The organism is Burkholderia sp. PU8-34 (assembly GCF_053427725.1).
In genome coordinates this window covers 252,479-269,036 of record NZ_JBSAXC010000001.1, presented here as the reverse complement: position 1 = coordinate 269,036, position 16,558 = coordinate 252,479, and the positions used below count along the sequence as shown (strand labels likewise).

The following is a 16,558-nucleotide window of genomic DNA, read 5'->3' as shown; positions in this document are numbered from 1 at the left end:
GTCAGGTCGGCGAAAAGGGCTTCGAAAAGGGCTTCGAAAAGGGCTTCGAGACGGGCTTCGAGACGGGCTTCGAGACGGGCTTCGACACGGGCTTCGAAACGGGCTTCGAAACGGGCTTCGAAACGGGCTTAGACACGGGCTTCGACGGTACGGGCGAACGCGCAGGTTCATCGATGGCTGGATCGTTGTCGTCGGGCGGCGAATGGTCATTCATCTCACGAAACCAAAATCTTTCGCGCCAGATGATAAAAACTATGGTTCGACGCAGGGCGATAGCGAATCGTCAAGCTCTGCTGGAGCGCCGGGCACTCAAGTTATTCCCAAAGAAAATACTGCACGCTTATCTGTTTCGAGAATATTTCGCATTTATGCGTGAGGGGAATATACTGCGTTTATTACCCACAGGAATCCGCGCCGTGAACCTCATCGTCAACACTCCCGCCCAGCTTGGCGAGATCCTGTCGTCCGCGCGTCAGGCCAAGGGCATGACGCAGGCCGAGGCCGCCGCCCGCATCGGCATCGGCCAGCCGCGGCTGTCGCTGCTCGAAACCACGCGAACCGCCAGCCTGTCGCTGACCCAGCTCCTCGCGCTGACTGCGCTGTACGACCTCGAACTCAGCGTCCGCACGAAGGGCGAGAGCGGCGCGTCCGACGCCGAGTGGTAAGCATGGGCCGCAAATCGCACACCCGCGCGCTGTCGATCTGGGCCAACGGCCTCAGGGTCGGCGTCTGGCGCATTCCGGCGCGCGGCGACATGGAACTGCAGTACGACGCCGGCTGGAAGCGGTCGGCCGCGGGCCGGCCGTTGTCGCTGTCACTGCCGTTCGGCATCGGCGACGCGCCGTTGCGCGGCGAGCGCGTGAACCACTATTTCGACAACCTGCTGCCCGACAGCGAGACAATTCGCCGCCGTCTCGCGACGCGCTTCGGCACGCCGACGCTCGAGCCGTTCGACCTGCTCGCCGCGCTCGGCCGCGATTGCGTCGGCGCGGTGCAATTGCTCGGCGAGGACGAGACGCCGGCCGGCTACGACCGCATCGACGGCACGCCGCTGTCGGACGACGCGGTCGCGCAGCTGCTCGACCAGGCGAGCGGCGCGGCCGCCGGCGCCTGGGACGATGACGACGACTTCCGCCTGTCGCTCGCCGGCGCGCAGGAAAAGACCGCGCTGCTGTTTCACGAAGGGAAGTGGATGCGTCCGCACGGTGCCACGCCGACCACGCACATCCTGAAGCTGCCGCTCGGCCTCGTCGGCAACAAGCGCGCGGATCTCACGACGTCGGTCGAGAACGAATGGCTGTGTCTCGCGATCCTGCGCGCGTTCGGGCTGCCGGTGCCGGACGCGGAGATTGTCACGTTCGGCGCGCACAAGGTGCTGTCGGTCGCACGCTTCGACCGCGCGCTGCATCGCGACGGCCGCTGGCTGCTGCGGCTGCCGCAGGAGGATTTCTGCCAGGCGCTCGGCGTGCCGCCGCACCTGAAATACGAGTCGCACGGCGGCCCCGGCGTGCCCGACCTCGTCGGCATCCTGCAGCGCTCGGAGACGCCCGCCGAGGATCTCGACACGCTGTTCGCCGCACTGGTCGTGTTCTGGATGCTCGCCGCGCCGGACGGCCACGCGAAGAACTTCAGCCTGCGGCTGCTGCCGGGCGGGCGCTTCCGGCTCACGCCGCTGTACGACGTGATGTCGATCTGGCCGGTCGAGGGCGACGGCGCGAACCAGTGGTCGTGGCACAAGGCGAAGCTCGCGATGGCCATGCACGGCAAGCGCAAGCATTACGCGATGCGGGACATCACGCGACGCCATTTCAGCGCGATGGCCGAGCATTGCCTGCTCGGCGATATCGCGACGCCGATCGTCGAGCGGCTGATCGCGGCGACGCCGCGCGTGATCGACACGGTGGGCGCCGCGCTGCCGCGCGGGTTCCCGGCGAAGGTAGCGGACCGCATCCTCGGCGGCTTGCGGCAGGCTGCGGAGCGGCTCGACGCGATGCCGGCCGGTTGACGCGTGCGCGCATCCGCCGGGCGGAATGCGCGCATGGCCGGCGCCGGGTTCTTCGTTACTTCTTCAACGTCCGATACGACACGAGATCGTTGATCGGCCCGATCTCCGGACCCGTCACGCCAGGCCGCGTCGCGACTTGCACCACCTTCTCGAACATGATGATGAACGGCGAATTCGCGAGCACGGCCTTCTGCAGCGCTTCATAGCGCTGCGCGCGCTTCGCCGGCGACGGCTCGACGAGCGCGGCCTCGGTGTCCTTCGTGAGCTGCGGGATGTCCCAGCTGTTGCGCCACGCGAGCATCTTGTCCTTCGACTGGTCCGAATTGTCCGGATTCCACGCGAAGCCGCGCGCGTTGCTGTTCGGGTCCATGTAGTCGGGCGACCATTCGCCGATGAAAATGTCGTGCTGGCGCGCGCGATACTTGCCGATCGCCTGCTTCGCGTCGCCCGCGATCAGCTTCACGCGGATGCCGCCCTGCGCGAAGTTCGCCTGCAGCGCCTGCGCGATCTCGAGGTACGGATAGTCGTTCGGCATGTCCATCGTCACGTCGAAGCCGTTCGGCAGGCCGGCCTTCGCGAGCAGTGCTTTCGCCTTCGCGACGTCCTGCTTGTACGGCCGCGCGTTCAGCGTGCCGAGGAAGCCTTCGGGCAGGAACGTCTGGTGCACCTTGTAGGTCGTGCTGACGATGCCGCGCTGGATCCCGTCGTAATCGACGAGCCACTTCATCGCCTGCTGCACCTCGGGCTTCGCGAGGTTCGGGTTCTTCGTGTTCAGGCTCAGATACAGCAGCGCGGAGACGGGCCACGCCGTGACCTTGATCTTGCCGGCCTTCGTGAGCGCGGCGAGGCTGTCGGGGCTCAGGTTGCGCGCGGCGTCGGCGTCGCCGTTCTCGAGCAGCAGCCGCTGCGCGGACGCTTCCGGCACGTGGCGCAGCACGACACGCTGCATCGGGTACGGCGTGCGGTACGCGTCGAAGCGCTGCAGCGAGATGCTCTCGTTCGGCGTCCACTTGACGAGCTTGTACGGGCCTGAACCGGCGTCGTTGGTGCGCAGCCAGCCGCTGCCGAAGTCGTTGCCCTGCTGGTGCGACATCAGCAGCTTCTTGTCGAACACCGATGCCGGGCAGGCGCTCAGCACGTTGAGCACGAAGCTCGGCGCGTACTTGCGGTCGGTCTCGAGCACGACGGTCTGCGGATCGATCGCGCGGACCTTCTGCGCGACGTTCGCCTTCGTGAAGCCGAGATCGGCGAGCACGCCGGCCGGGCCCTTGTCGAGCAGGATCGTGCGCTGCAGCGACCACGCGACGTCGTCGGCGGTCAGCGGATTGCCGGAATGGAACGTGAGCCCTGGGCGCAGCTTGAACGTGTACGTGACGCCGTCGGCGCCGACGGTCCACGACTGCGCGATCTGTCCGTCGAAGCGCGTCGGGTCCTTCAGGTCGACGCGCACGAGCCGTTCGTAGGTGTTCGCGACGTACTCGGACGGCACGAGCTCGTAGATCACGCTCGGGTCGAGGGTCGTGAATTCGCCGAGCTGCGTGGCGACGACGAAGATGCCGGGCGGCGTCGCGGCCTGGGCCGGCGACGCGGGCGTGAACGTTGTGAGGGCAGTGAGCGTGGTGAGCGCGGCACCGACGAACAGCCTGGACAACAGATGCTTCATGCGGGCTCCATCGGAAAGGGATCGTGGTGCGATTCTCTCATCGACGGGGGCCTGATCGAAACTATTCGAGCGTATTCGTGGCAAGCACGGGCCGCAGCACGGGCACGGCCTGTACTTGCAAGGCGCTCGGGCACGCCCGGCGCCGTGGCGCGCGTCAGATCGCGCAGCGTGCGATCGCGAAGCGCATTGCTTCTTCGGGCGGCTCGCTGCCCGAGCCGCGCTCGACCCGGATGACGGAGCCGGCGCCCGACGGCGTCAGCGTGACGAAGTAGGAGCGCGAACCGACCCTGATGTCGGTCACGCCGTTGTGCTGCGACCGGTGCACGCTCGACAGGCGGCTGCCGAGGCAGTTCGCGATCGCGCCTGCCGGGCGCTGCGACGACACGTAGATCATCGCGTTCGCGCCGGGTGAGCCGGAAGCGGCCGTGTCGGACGACGGTGCGGATCCGCAGGCGGCGAGTACGGCGGCGGGGAGGAGAAGCAGGAATCGTTTCATGATGGGTCGTCGTGTCTCTCGTGTCGAGGCTGGAACGCGGGGGCAGGCGAAACGCGAAGCTTCGCGACGACACTACTCGGAATCGCGCTGCGTGATGCAGCGGATGCGAATAGCGGCTGACGGCGGAGTATACCCGCGGGGTGCGACGCGAATTGCACGCTGAAACGATTCGATACAACAAGCGCCCGCTGCCGGCGAGGCGGCAGCGGGCGTCCGAAGTTCACCGAGGCGGAGCGCTTGTTGGTCGAATTATTGGCCGGCTTGTTGGCGGGCTTGTTGGTGGGCTTATTAGTGGACTTATAGGCCGCCTTATTGGCCGATCTTGTTGCTGACCGCGTTTTCCTGCTGGTTCAGCACGCGCTGTTCCGGCTTGGTGAGATGGCTGCGGTCCTGCGCAGCCATGTCCCGCTCTTCCTGGCGGATCTTTTGGTCGTCGCGATGCAGGCGCGCGGCCTCGGCATGCGACATCTCGCCTTCCTTCACTTCGTGATGGATGCGGCGGTTCTGGTTCGCGAGGCGCTGGTTCACCTCTTCGCGGCGCGGATGCGCTTTCTGCCACGGCGTATCGGCGAAGGCCGTGCCGGTGAGGACCGACATCAGCGTGGCGGCGATGGCGAGGTGGCGGGTGAGGGCTCGCATGGTGTTTTCTCCTGTCGTTGCGCGGAGGAATTTCCGGCGCTTGCCCCAAGAACGGGTGGCGAATCGCGTTTGTTGACGGTCGGTTTGTATCGATTGTGAGGGTTTATTACGTGCGATGCGGCGTGCGGCGCGCGGCGGCGAGCGGCGGCGAGGGCGGGCGAGGGCGGCGCGTCAGGTGAGGCGATAGTACTTGCCGGGCTTCACTTCGTCCGGCAGCGGCTCGCCGTTCAGTTCGAGCAGCGTGCGCTCGATCTGCCGCGTGATCGCATCGAGCGCAAGATGGTTCGGGCCGGTGCCGAACGGTTCGGCAATCGCATGCGCGATCGCGTCGAGCGCAATCAGCGTGTATGCGACGAACACCGTGACGAACGGCGTCGCGGCGCCGATCGAGTCGACGAGGCCGAACGGCAGCAGCATGCAGTACGCGTAGATCGTGCGGTGCAGCAGCACGTCGTAAGAGAACGGGATCGGCGTCGTCGCGATGCGCTCGCAGCCGCTGACCATCGCGACGAGCTCGTCGAGCCGCGCATCGAGCATCCACAGGCGCGTGTCAGCAAGGCGGCCGGCGTCCGCGCGCGCGGCGAACGCCGTGCGCAACGTGTGCACGATCGCAATCGGCCGGAATTTCAGCGGCGCGACGTGCGCATAGGTCTGCGTATCGAGCAGCGGGCGCAGGTCGGCGTCGGGATCGGTGCCGCGCAGCTGATGCTTGAGCGCATACACGAACGCGATCACCGTGCGCACGAACGCGTGGCGCTCGCCGTCAGTGTCGAATACGCGGTACGCGAACGCCTGCGACGTCAGCGTGCGCGTCGCGGTCAGCACGCCGCCCCACAAAGCGCGCCCTTCGCGATAGCGGTCGTAGCTCGCGTTGTTGCGAAACGCGGCGAAGATCGCGAGCGTGAGACCGATCAGCGTGAACGGCGTCGGGTTCAACGGCACCTTCTCGCCCATCACGCGCCCGCCGGTCCACAGCGCGACGATGCTGATCGCGAGCGTCAGCATGAGCTGCGGCAGGATCGCCTGCAGCACCGAGCCGTTCCACACGAACAGCATCCGCAGCCAGTGCTCGCGGGGGCGGACGATCATCGCGACTCTCCTTCAGGCGGCTTGCGACGCAGGCGCGGCGGCGCGGTGCAGCAGTACCGGCACCGACTTCGACGTCGGCGTATTGCAGACGTCGCCGACGCTGTCGAGCGGCACGAGCGGGTTCGTCTCCGGATAATACGCGCCGATGCAGCCACGCGGAATGTCGTATTCGACGAGCAGGAAGCCGTTCGCGCGCCGCTCGATGCCGTCGTGCCACACCGTTTCCATGTCGACCCAGTCGCCGGCCTTCAGGCCGAGCATCGCGAGATCGCCGGCGTTCACGAACACGACGCGCCGCTGGCCGAACACGCCGCGATAGCGGTCGTCGAGCCCGTAGACCGTCGTGTTGTACTGGTCGTGCGAGCGGGTCGTCATCAGCGTCATCAGGCGTTCGCCGTGCTGCGCGCGGGCGCGCTGGATCGGCGTGTCGGACGGCAGCGCGTGCGCGATGAAGTTCGCCTTGGCGGTCGGCGTCAGCCATTCGCGGTCGCGCGACGCGACGCGCAGGTGGAAGCCGCCCGGCTTCGCGATGCGCGCGTTGTAGTCGTAGAAGCCGTCGAGCGTCGCCTCGATCGCGTCGCGAACTTTCGAGTAGTCGTCCTTGTAGGCGAGCCAGTCGATCTTGCCGCTGCCGAACAGCGCATGCCCGATGTGCGCGACGATCGCCGTCTCCGACATCAGGTTCGGCGACGCCGGCTTGTTCATCCCGTACGACACGTGCACCATGCTCATCGAATCCTCGACGGTCACGCCTTGCGGCACGTTGTCCTGCAGGTCGATCTCGGTGCGGCCGAGCGTCGGCAGGATCAGCGCGTCGCGGCCGTGGATCAGGTGGCTGCGGTTCAGCTTCGTCGTGATCTGCACGGTCAGGTCGCAGCGGCGCAACCCTTCCCACGTGCGCGGCGTGTCGGGCGTCGCCATCGCGAAGTTGCCGCCGAGGCCGATGAACACCCGCAGATGGCCTTCGAGCATCGCCTCGATCGTCTCGACGACGTCATAGCCGTGCCGGCGCGGCGGCTCGAAATCGAACACCTTGCCGAGCTGGTCGAGGAACGCCTGCGTCGGCTTCTCCTCGATGCCGACCGTGCGGTTGCCCTGCACGTTCGAATGGCCGCGCACCGGGCACAGGCCCGCGCCGGGGCGGCCGATGTTGCCGCGCATCAGCATCAGGTTCGTCAGCATCTGCACGGTCGCGACCGAATGCTTGTGCTGCGTGAGGCCCATGCCCCACGTCGCGATCACGCGTTCGCTGCGCGCGTACAGTTGCGCGAGGCCGTCGATCTGCTCGTACGGCACGCCGCTTTCGGCCGTCAGCGCCGACCAGCTTTCGTTGCGCAGGTCGTCCGCGAACGCGTCGAAGCCGGCCGTGTGCTCGGCGATGAACGCGGTGTCGAGCACGCGCGGCGCGCCGTTCTTGCACGCTGCGTCGTCGAGTTCGAGCACGCGTTTGGCCATCCCCTTGAGCAGCGCGAAATCGCCGCCGATCGTCGGCTGGATGAACGTCGACGCGATGTTGGTGCCCGACATCATCAGCATCTCGAGCGGGCTTTGCGGATCCGCGAAGCGCTCCAGCCCGCGCTCCTTCAGCGGATTGATCGACACGATCGTCGCGCCGCGCTTCGCGCATTCGCGCAGCTCGCCCATCATCCGCGGATGGTTCGTCGCCGGGTTCTGGCCGAAGATGAACAGCGTGTCCGCGTGCTCGAAGTCGTCGAGCGTGACCGTGCCCTTGCCGACGCCGACCGACGGCGGCAGCCCGCGGCTCGTCGCCTCGTGGCACATGTTCGAGCAGTCGGGGAAGTTGTTCGTGCCGTACACGCGCACCAGCAGCTGGTACAGGAACGCCGCCTCGTTGCTCGCGCGGCCGGACGTGTAGAACGCGGCCTGGTTCGGGTCGGGCAGCGCGCGCAGGTGACGCGCGATCAGCTCGAACGCGGCGTCCCACGAAACCGGCACGTAACGGTCGGTGCGCGCGTCGTAGATCATCGGGTCGGTGAGGCGGCCGTGTTGTTCGAGCTCGTAGTCGGTCTGTTCGAGCAGCTCGGTGACAGTGTGCGCGGCGAAGAACTCGGGCGTTACGCGCTTGCTGGTCGCTTCGGCTGCGACGGCCTTCACGCCGTTCTCGCAGAACTCGAACGTCGATGCGTGCTGGCGGTCCGGCCACGCGCAGCCGGGGCAGTCGAAGCCGTCGGGCTGGTTCTGGCGGAGCAGCGTCCGGTAGTTGCCGCCTGCGACCTTCTCCTTGATCAGGTTGATCGTGACGGCTTTCAGCGCACCCCAGCCGGCGGCCGGGTGGGTGTAAGGCTCGATGCGCGCGGTGGCGGATTTCTTTTTCATGATGCAGTGGTCGGGGTCGATGTGTGGAGGGTACGCGGGACCCGGCGCCGCCTGTGTGTACACCTGTTCACTTCAAAAAAGAGTACAGTTTCGCCAATCTGCGGCAGTGCGCAACGAGACTGTGCTGGAATTGTGTTTGTGAAGGGATTTTGAAAGGTGTGAAGGTGAAGCGCTACGAGAAACTGGCCGACGATCTCCAGTTGCAGATCGATCGCGGGATGTACCGGCCGGGCGAGCGGATTCCGTCGGTGCGGCAGGCGAGCCGGCTGCACCGGCTCAGCATCACGACCGTGCTGCGCGCATACCTGGTGCTCGAAAGCCGCGGCGCGATCGAGAGCCGGCCGCAGTCCGGGTATTTCGTGCGCGCGCGCATGGAGCCGACGGGCGTGCCCGAGCTGCATCAGTCGGCGCCGGTCGCGACGTCGTCGACCGTCGACGTGAGCCGGCTCGTGCTGTCGACGTTGCGCACGATCGCGCGCGACGACGCGGTGCCGCTCGGGTCGCCGTATCCGGACGCGACGCAGTTTCCGGTGCAGCGGCTCGCGCGGCATGCGCAGTCGATCGCGCGGCGGCGCTCGCGCTGGGGCGTGATCGACGACCTGCCGCCCGGGAACCAGGAGCTGATCCGGCAGATCACGCGGCGCTATCTGGAAAGCGGCATCGCGGTCGAGCCGGACGAGATCGTCGTGACGATCGGCGCGACGGAAGCGATCAACCTGTGCCTGCAGGCCGTCGCGCGGCCCGGGGATACGATCGCCGTCGAATCGCCGACGTTCTACGCGATGCTGCACGCGATCGAGCGGATGGGGATGCGCGCGCTGGAGGTCGCGACCCATCCGGCCGACGGGATCGATCTTGCGGCACTCGAGCGGATGCTCGAGCGCGAGCGGATCGCCGCGTGCATGGTGATGCCGAATTTCCAGAACCCGCTCGGCTTCCAGATGCCCGATGCCCGCAAGCGCGCGCTCGTCGAACTGCTCGCGAAGCACGGCGTGCCGGCGATCGAGAGCGACGTCTATCACGAGCTGTATTACGGCGACGCGCGGCCGAGCGCGCTGAAGTCGTTCGACCGCAACGGGCTCGTGCTGCACTGCGCGTCGTTTTCGAAGAGCCTGTCGCCGGGCTACCGGATCGGCTGGGCGATGCCGGGGCGATATCGCGATCAGGTCGAGAAGCTGAAATTCCTGAATACGCTCGCGACGCCCGTGACCGAGCAGCTCGCGATCGCGGAGTACCTGAAGCACGACGGCTACGACCTGCACCTGAGGCGGATCCGCAAGCGCTATGCGCAGCAGGCGAACCTGATGAGCGCGATGGTGAGGCGCTTCTTTCCGGAAGGCACGCGGCTGTCGCAGCCGCAGGGCGGCTACGTGCTGTGGGTCGAGCTGCCGCCGCAGGTCGATGCGATGCGCCTGTACCAGATGGCGCTCGCGCAGCGGATCACCGTCGGGCCGGGACACATGTTCTCGGCCACGACGGATTACCGGCATTTCATCCGGCTGAACTACAGCTATCCATGGTCGGGGCAGATCGAGGCGGCGCTGAAGACGCTGGGGCGGCTGGCCGCGGAGTGTGCGCGGGGGTGACGGGCACCGCGGCCGTCATCTGCCGCATGTCGAACCCCGACGGATGCTGGTAGATGCGCAGCCCGAACTCCGGCAGCACCGCGATCAGGTGGTCGAACAGGTCGGCCTGGATCGACTCGTAGTCGACCCACGTCGTCGTGTCCGTGAAGCAGTACAGTTCGAGCGGAATGCCTTCGGCGGTGAGCGGCAGCTGCCGCGCCATGCAGGTCATGTCGCGGCGGATGCGCGGATGCCGCGCGAGATAGTTCACGACATACGCGCGGAACGTGCCGAGGTTCGTCAGCTGGCGGCGGTTCGCCGCGCATTCGCCGTCTGCGCCGAGCGCGCCGTTCCACTGCGTGAGCGTGTCGATCTTGTCCTCGAGGTAGTCCTTCAGCAGCGTCAGGCGCTCGAGCCGTTCGAGCTCGTCGGTACTCAGAAACCGCACGCTCGTCGCGTCGACGAACAGCGCGCGCTTGATGCGCCGCCCGCCGGCCTCGGTCATCCCGCGCCAGTTCTGGTAGCTCTCGGTGATCAGCTTCCAGGTCGGCACCGTGATGATCGTATGGTCGAAGTTCGCGACCTTGACGGTGTTCAGCGTGATGTCGATGACCGTGCCGTCCGCGCCGGCCGACGGCATCGTGATCCAGTCGCCGATCCGCAGCATGTCGTTCGACGACAGCTGCACGCCGGCGACGACGCCGAGCAGCGTGTCCTTGAAGATCAGCATCAGCACCGCCGACATCGCGCCGACCCCGGACAGCAGCAAGCCGATCTGCTTGCCGGTCGCATCGCCGATCACGACGAGCGCGGCGGTGCCGAACATCACGAGCTTGACGACCTGCATCGCGCCCTTCAGCGACTGGCGCGGCTGGTCGCGCCGGCTCGAGCGATACGTGTGCTCGAGCGCGGACAGCGTCGCGCTGATCGTCATCGTGACGACGAACGCGATCAGCGCGAACAGCGTCTTGTCGACAGCCTGCGCGATGGCCGCCGGCACGCCGGGCACCATCCCGAGGCCGAACTTGACCACGACGAACGGCACGGCGCGGGCGAGCCACTTGAACGCGCCGAACTCGAACAGCGCGTCGTCGACGCGCGTGGCCGACAGCCGGGCGAGTCGCGCGACCACGCGGAACAGCAGGAAGTGGACAGCCGCGCCGATCGCGCACGACGCGGCGAGCAGGATGACGGAGCCGACGAGCGGGCTAATCCAGATGTCATTCAGGGTCATGGGGTGTAGCAGGGTTCTTCGTTTCTTGTGTGTTGATCCGGCGCCGCGTCGCGGCGCGCGCCCGGGCCGAAGGGCGCATGAAAGGGACAGCGCGGCGGCGCCTGGGTTCCGGGACTCCCGAACATTCTCACCATTAGACAGGGCTCCTCTGTTTCTGCCGCGCCAGGCGTCGCGCGTGCGCGCGGGCGCGATGCACGAAAGACGTTCCGACGATACGATGTCTGCATGAGCGATTCAAACGACAAACCGCCGTCAGGCGTGCGCCTTCTGAAAGGCATTCTTCCGATCAACCGGGCCTCTGGCATCCGTGACGTGTTCGCGGGCATCTCCCTCGCGTCGATGGATATCCCGCAAGTCCTCGGCTATGCGCGCATCGCCGGCATGCCGGCCGTGACGGGCCTGTATACGGTGTTCCTGCCGCTCGTCGCATTCGCGTTGTTCGGTGCGTCGCGGCATCTCGTGGTGGCCGCCGATTCCGCCACCGCGACCATCTTCGCGAGCCGCGTGGCGTCGATGGCGCCGATCGGCAGCGCCGAGTACGTGACATTGGCCGGCATGGTCGCACTGCTGACCGCCGTGATGCTGCTGCTCGCGCGGATCTTCAAGCTCGGCTTTCTCGCCGATTTCCTGTCGCGGACCGTGCTCGTCGGCTTCCTCGCGGGCGTCGGCGTGCAGGTGTCGATCGCGATGCTCGGCGACATGCTCGGCATGGCCGTGCCGATTCCGTCATCGCGCAGCATCGCGCAGTTCACGTATGTCGTCGAACACATCGGCCACGCGCACCTGCCGACGCTGGCGCTGGCAGCGCTGGTGGTCGTCGCGATTCTCGGCGGCAAGCGCTTCCTGCCGCGCGTGCCGATGCCGATGATCGCCGTGGCGGGCAGCATCGCGGCGAGCTATGCGTTCGGTTTCGCCGCGCACGGCATCGCGGTGCTCGGGCCTGTCGCGGGCGGCCTGCCGCCGTTGCGCTTTCCGGCCGTGACCTGGCAGCAATGGCTCGATCTCGTGCCGGTCGCGGCGTCGTGTTTCGTGATGATCATCGCGCAGAGCGCGGCCGCGGCGCGCGTGTTCGCGCAGCAGTACCGCGAAGAGGTCGACACCAATGCCGACATCCTCGGGCTCGCCGCGGCGAACACGGTGGCCGCATTCAGCGGCGCGTTCGTCGTGAACGGCAGTCCGACGCAGACGGCGATGGCTGCCGGCGCCGGCGCGCGCAGCCAGATTGCGCAACTCGCGTTCGCGGCCGTCGTGGCGGTCGTGCTGCTGTTCCTGAGCCCGACGCTGCAGTATCTGCCGCATGGCGTGCTGGCGGGCATCGTGTTCACGATCGCGCTCGGCCTGATCAACGTGCGCAGTCTGATGGCGATCCGCAGCGAGAGCCCGGGCGAATTCACGCTGGCGCTGGTGACGGCCGCCGCCGTCGTGATCGCCGGCGTCGAGCATGGCATCCTGCTCGCCATCGCGTTGTCGCTGCTGCGGCACGTGCGGCACAGCTACCGTCCGCACACGATGGTGCTGGAACCCGCTGCCGAAACGGGGCGGTGGCAGCCGATACCCGCGCGGCCCGGCGCGATGACGGCGCCGGGGCTGATCGTCTACCGGTTCGGCTCGGACCTGTTTTTCGCGAATGACAATCTGTTCGCCGAGGAAGTGACCGAACTGATCGACGCGGCGCCCGAGACGCCGCTCTGGTTCGTCGTCGACGCGGGCGCGATCACCGATCTCGACTACTCGGCCGCGCGCACGGTCAGCGATCTGATCAAGACGCTGCGCGAGCGCAACATCGTCGTGCTGTTCGGCCGCGTGAACCGCTACCTGCGCTCGGACATGGACCGGCACGGGATCACGCCGATCGTCGGCCCGTCGAACATCTTCAAGACGCTGCATGAGGCGCTCGCGGCCGCGGGCGTGAATCCGGAAATGCACGAGGCGGGCACGCTGTAGCGCGGGAGCCGGGCAGGACGCCAATGAGCCGGTGCGCACGATGCGCGCGACGATGGCCGTTCGGATCGGGCGCAGCGGCCCGCCCCGTCTCGACGCACATCTGCGCAAGCCGCGGGGGTTCGTCAGCGGCGTCTGGATGCTGTGGCACAACCCGAAAGGATGGGCGATGACGCTCGGGGCTGCGGCGTCGTTTGCGGCGCTTGCACCCGGGCCGCTGCGGCTCGGCACCTTGCTCGGCACCTTGCTCGGCATCGCGTTCGGTGCGGCCGCGATGGTGTCGCTGTCGTTGTGGTGCGCGGCCGGTCTTCTGTTCGCGCGGCTGTTGCGGACCGATGCGCAATGGCGACGGCTGAATGTCGGATTGAGCCTGCTGCTCGTCATGTCGATCGCGCTGATGTGGTTGCCATAGCAACACGGTTGCGATCGCGCTCACCTTCCAGATCGACGGATCGAGCCGGTCGGCGGGGGCGGGTGCGCGGTCAGGCGCGGACCGCGCGGGTCCGCCGCTCACGTCCGCTCCGCGATCACGCATCGAGCGTATCGAGCAGTGCGACGATGTCCTGCGTCGAACCCCTCTCGCCGAGCCGCGGAAAGATCCGCGCGATGCTGTTCGCGTGCGCGTCCGCGTTCAGGTCGGTCATCGCGTCGACGGCGAGCGTCACGTTGTAGCCGAGTTCGTGCGCCTGGCGCGCGGTGGACTCGACGCCGATGCTCGTCGCGATGCCCGCGAGCACGATCTGCGTGACGCCGGCGGCCTTCAGGTGCGCGTCGAGACCGGTGCCGGTGAATGCGCCCCACGTGCGTTTCGTCACGACATGGTCGTGCGGATGCCGGTTCAGTTCGGGCACGAGATCGGTCCAGTCATCGGGCAACGGGCTGCTGAGGCCCGCGTGCTCCGTCCGGCCCGGCGCCCCGCCGGCAACGTTGACGAGCACGACCGGCAGGCCGCGCCGGCGGAAGGCGTCGGCCAGTACGGCCGCTTGCCGGATCACGTCGGCAGCCGGATGGGCGGTGGTGAGGGCGGTGATGCCTTTCTGCAGATCGATGACGATCAATGCGGAGGTCGGGTCGAGACGTGTTGCGCTCATGGTGGCTTCCTTCGGGCAGGCGGTTGGCGGCCGGAAGGCGCGTAGCATCGCGGGCCTTCCGGAGGGGGAGATTTACGATTCGCCGAGCCGCTTGATCAGCGGAATCGCGGCGATCAGTGTTCGGGTTTCGTCCGGATCGAGTCTGGCGAGCGCGGAAACGAGCCACGCGCGCTTCGCGACGTTGCGCTTGCGTCTTTCCTCGATGCCCGCTTCGGTCAGCACGAACAGGATCTGCCGCCCGTCGGTCGGGTGCGGCCGGCGCTCGACGAGGCCTTCTTCCTCCAGGCTCGCGAGGATCGTCTTCATCGATTGCGGTTTCATCGATTCCGCGCGGGCGAGGTCGGCGGTCGTCATCGGTCCGTTCTGCTCCAGCCGCGCCAATGCGCTGATCTGGGACAGGTTGAGCCCGCTCGAATCGACTTCCGACCGGATGCGGCGGATCAGTTGCCCGACGGCGAGCGTCAGGTCGGCGACGACGGTTTCGGCGGCGGGATCGGTTTGGCGTGCGGAGGTCATGGAGCGGATCGTAGAAGAAGAAAGTTTAACTTACAAGTTAAACTGTCGATTTAGTTGGGTGCACAGCGATGAGGGCCCCGGCTCGGGGGCATGCGAACGACAGCGGGGAACGGTTTGAATGGGCGGGTTTGGGAGGCGGCGCGTTTTGCGCAGCCGGTCGCTGTCCTGCGTGACGCACGACGCAGTGAGTTGACGGGGCGTACGACGCTAGTCGCGGCCGCCTGCGCCGATCGGCCGGACCTCGCCGTTGCGCGGCGTCGCGTCTTCATGCAGCAGGTCGCCGATGTATTGCGCGAGTTCGTCTGCGGCGAGCGCGGTCGGGAAATGGAGATTGGCCAGGCGCCGCTTGCCTTCGGCGCCGATGTCGAACACCACCCAGCGATCGCGGTCGCGCACGACCGCAAGCAGGCGTCCGAAAGCGTTGAAACGGTATTCGTCTTTCATCGAATCGGCTCCTCTCCTGAAGGTTGAGCGAATCCTGAGTGGCGCCTGCCGCTATTTCAACGAGCAGCAACTGATGGAGGACGCCTGAAGGACGGGGGCATCCAGTCGCTTCAGCGCATTCGCTGCGCCGGGTTCATGCCGCCGTCCACGGCAGCAAGCTGGCGGCGATCGTTTCGAACGAAGGCCTGCTCTCCACGCTCTCGCTCAGGCATGCGGCGATGAGGGCCTCGAGTTCGCCCGCGTCGCGCAGCGTACCCGGCTCGCATCGCTCGATCAGCTCGTCGAGCAGATGGCCGAATGCCCGCACCTCCAGCCGCTGCAATGCCGATCCGAGTGTGCGATTGCTGGCGGCATAGAACGACGCAGCGCCGAAATCGCCCAATAACGCGCGCCCGGCGCCGCCATGCAGGATATTGTGTGCGTACAGGTCGCCATGCATGATCCCGCGCTCATGCAGGTGACAGGCGGCCGATGCGATGGCGTATGCGATACGCAATGCCGACACCGGATCGAATCGCACGTCCTCCGCATAGACATCGCGTGTGCAGGAATCCAGGCTGGGCGGTGCGGCGAGATTCGCGAACGCCGGATCGATCAGTTCCATGACGAGGCCGTGCGTGTCCATCGGATGGTCCTTCACTTTGCCGATCACCGGAATCAGATTCGGATGCTGCCCTGCGTGAATGCAGGCGGCCATTTCGCAGTCCGGCAATCCGTCGCTCGTCACCGCGCCCTTGAACAGCTTGACCGCAACGGGCTGCGGCGCATGATCGGCAGCCGTCACGCGCGTTGCCTGATAGATGACGCCCGACGCACCTTCGCCGAGCTTCTGCTCGAGCGTCAGCGATTCCCAGCGAAGATCGGCGAGGGCCGTATCGGCCGATGCCGCCGCTTCCAGCGCCGCGCCGAGCGGATTGCCCGCGTACGCGAGCCACGCAAGGCGCGGCAAGCGCAACAGCCATTCGGGCAACGCGGTCAATCGATTGGCCGACAGCCGCACGAGTTCGAGCCGGGTGCATGCGGCCATTTCGTCAGGCAACGCGCGCAGCCGGTTGCCCGCGAGCATCAGCTTCTGCAGCCGCGAGCAGCGGCCGATTTCGGCCGGCAGCGATTCGATCTCGTTGTCGGTCAGGATCAGCCAGCGCAGCGCACGCGGCAGCGATTTCCCCGAAACCTTGCGGATGCGGTTCGCCTTGAAGCCGATCATGCTCAACTGCGGACACTCGCCCAGAACGTCGGGCAATTCGGTGAACGGATTGTTGGACGCAAAGAGGATGCGCAATCGGCTCAGTCGCGGCAGATCGTCGGGCAGCGTCGACAGCGCATTGCCGGACAGGTCGAGCGTTTCCAGCGTGTCGGCAAGATCGAATATCTCGCGCGGGAATTCGGTCAGCCCGCAAGCGAGCTTGAGGTGCCGGGCACCGGAAAGTTGTCCGGCGCGAAGTTGTTCGAGCGTGGTTGTCACAGTGGAAAGCGGGGTTCTGTTGCCGGTGAGGGTTCGGCCCGGCCGCGCCGATTCTACCGGGAACGGTTCGCGG

Annotated in this window: 15 protein-coding genes; 5 read left to right on the top strand and 10 right to left on the bottom strand. The window is 66.9% G+C overall.

Annotated features, from left to right (window positions below; genetic code table 11):
* Positions 1-416: 416 nt before the first annotated feature.
* Both ACV22Z_RS01125 and ACV22Z_RS01120 read left to right on the top strand, forming a co-directional pair.
* Positions 417-665 carry a helix-turn-helix domain-containing protein gene (locus ACV22Z_RS01125; protein WP_448075135.1) on the top strand — a complete coding sequence of 83 codons (249 nt, stop codon included), beginning with the start codon at positions 417-419 and terminating at the stop codon, positions 663-665.
* A gap of 2 nt (positions 666-667) precedes the next feature.
* Entirely contained in the window at positions 668-2,005 is a 1,338-nt protein-coding gene (locus ACV22Z_RS01120) for a type II toxin-antitoxin system HipA family toxin (protein ID WP_448074479.1), read from the top strand.
* Positions 2,006-2,060: 55 nt separating this feature from the next.
* Here ACV22Z_RS01120 and ACV22Z_RS01115 read toward each other — a convergent pair whose 3' ends face one another.
* The 5 genes from ACV22Z_RS01115 to ACV22Z_RS01095 form a co-directional block, all read right to left on the bottom strand.
* A complete protein-coding gene (locus ACV22Z_RS01115; RefSeq protein WP_448074478.1) occupies positions 2,061-3,668 on the bottom strand; it encodes an ABC transporter substrate-binding protein in 1,608 nt (535 codons plus the stop codon).
* A 154-nt stretch (positions 3,669-3,822) separates the two neighbouring features.
* A complete protein-coding gene (locus ACV22Z_RS01110) occupies positions 3,823-4,164 on the bottom strand; it encodes a sugar ABC transporter ATPase (protein WP_448074477.1) in 342 nt (113 codons plus the stop codon).
* 309 nt (positions 4,165-4,473) lie between these two features.
* Positions 4,474-4,803, bottom strand: coding sequence for a hypothetical protein (locus ACV22Z_RS01105; RefSeq protein ID WP_448074476.1), 330 nt, complete (start codon positions 4,801-4,803; stop codon positions 4,474-4,476).
* Positions 4,804-4,974: 171 nt separating this feature from the next.
* Positions 4,975-5,892: a bestrophin family protein gene (locus ACV22Z_RS01100; protein WP_448074475.1), complete on the bottom strand. Its 918-nt coding sequence runs from the start codon at positions 5,890-5,892 to the stop codon at positions 4,975-4,977.
* 12 nt (positions 5,893-5,904) lie between these two features.
* Positions 5,905-8,229: an FdhF/YdeP family oxidoreductase gene (locus ACV22Z_RS01095; protein WP_448074474.1), complete on the bottom strand. Its 2,325-nt coding sequence runs from the start codon at positions 8,227-8,229 to the stop codon at positions 5,905-5,907.
* Between the two features lie 164 nt (positions 8,230-8,393).
* Here ACV22Z_RS01095 and ACV22Z_RS01090 point away from each other — a divergent pair, with 164 nt between their 5' ends.
* Complete coding sequence (locus ACV22Z_RS01090) at positions 8,394-9,815, top strand: aminotransferase-like domain-containing protein (protein ID WP_448075134.1); 1,422 nt, start codon at positions 8,394-8,396, stop codon at positions 9,813-9,815.
* On the opposite strand, the gene ACV22Z_RS01085 is transcribed toward ACV22Z_RS01090, so the two are convergent.
* Positions 9,721-11,028 carry a mechanosensitive ion channel family protein gene (locus ACV22Z_RS01085; RefSeq protein WP_448074473.1) on the bottom strand — a complete coding sequence of 436 codons (1,308 nt, stop codon included), beginning with the start codon at positions 11,026-11,028 and terminating at the stop codon, positions 9,721-9,723. The two genes, ACV22Z_RS01090 and ACV22Z_RS01085, sit on opposite strands and share 95 nt — an antisense overlap.
* A gap of 225 nt (positions 11,029-11,253) precedes the next feature.
* Here ACV22Z_RS01085 and ACV22Z_RS01080 point away from each other — a divergent pair, with 225 nt between their 5' ends.
* Together ACV22Z_RS01080 and ACV22Z_RS01075 are read left to right on the top strand one after the other, a co-directional pair.
* Positions 11,254-12,972, top strand: a complete 1,719-nt coding sequence (locus tag ACV22Z_RS01080) for a SulP family inorganic anion transporter (RefSeq protein ID WP_448074472.1) — start codon at positions 11,254-11,256, stop codon at positions 12,970-12,972.
* 52 nt (positions 12,973-13,024) lie between these two features.
* Positions 13,025-13,381 carry a hypothetical protein gene (locus ACV22Z_RS01075; RefSeq protein WP_448074471.1) on the top strand — a complete coding sequence of 119 codons (357 nt, stop codon included), beginning with the start codon at positions 13,025-13,027 and terminating at the stop codon, positions 13,379-13,381.
* A 115-nt stretch (positions 13,382-13,496) separates the two neighbouring features.
* Here the strand turns inward: ACV22Z_RS01075 and ACV22Z_RS01070 are convergent, their stop codons facing one another.
* From ACV22Z_RS01070 to ACV22Z_RS01055, 4 genes are all read right to left on the bottom strand, one after another.
* Positions 13,497-14,060, bottom strand: coding sequence for an isochorismatase family protein (locus ACV22Z_RS01070; RefSeq protein ID WP_448074470.1), 564 nt, complete (start codon positions 14,058-14,060; stop codon positions 13,497-13,499).
* Positions 14,061-14,132: 72 nt separating this feature from the next.
* On the bottom strand, positions 14,133-14,576 hold the full coding sequence (locus ACV22Z_RS01065) for a MarR family winged helix-turn-helix transcriptional regulator (protein ID WP_448074469.1): 444 nt from the start codon (positions 14,574-14,576) through the stop codon (positions 14,133-14,135).
* Between the two features lie 207 nt (positions 14,577-14,783).
* Entirely contained in the window at positions 14,784-15,020 is a 237-nt protein-coding gene (locus tag ACV22Z_RS01060; protein ID WP_448074468.1) for a DUF7661 family protein, read from the bottom strand.
* 133 nt (positions 15,021-15,153) lie between these two features.
* Positions 15,154-16,485 carry a leucine-rich repeat-containing protein kinase family protein gene (locus ACV22Z_RS01055; protein WP_448074467.1) on the bottom strand — a complete coding sequence of 444 codons (1,332 nt, stop codon included), beginning with the start codon at positions 16,483-16,485 and terminating at the stop codon, positions 15,154-15,156.
* Between the last annotated feature and the right edge of the window lie 73 nt (positions 16,486-16,558).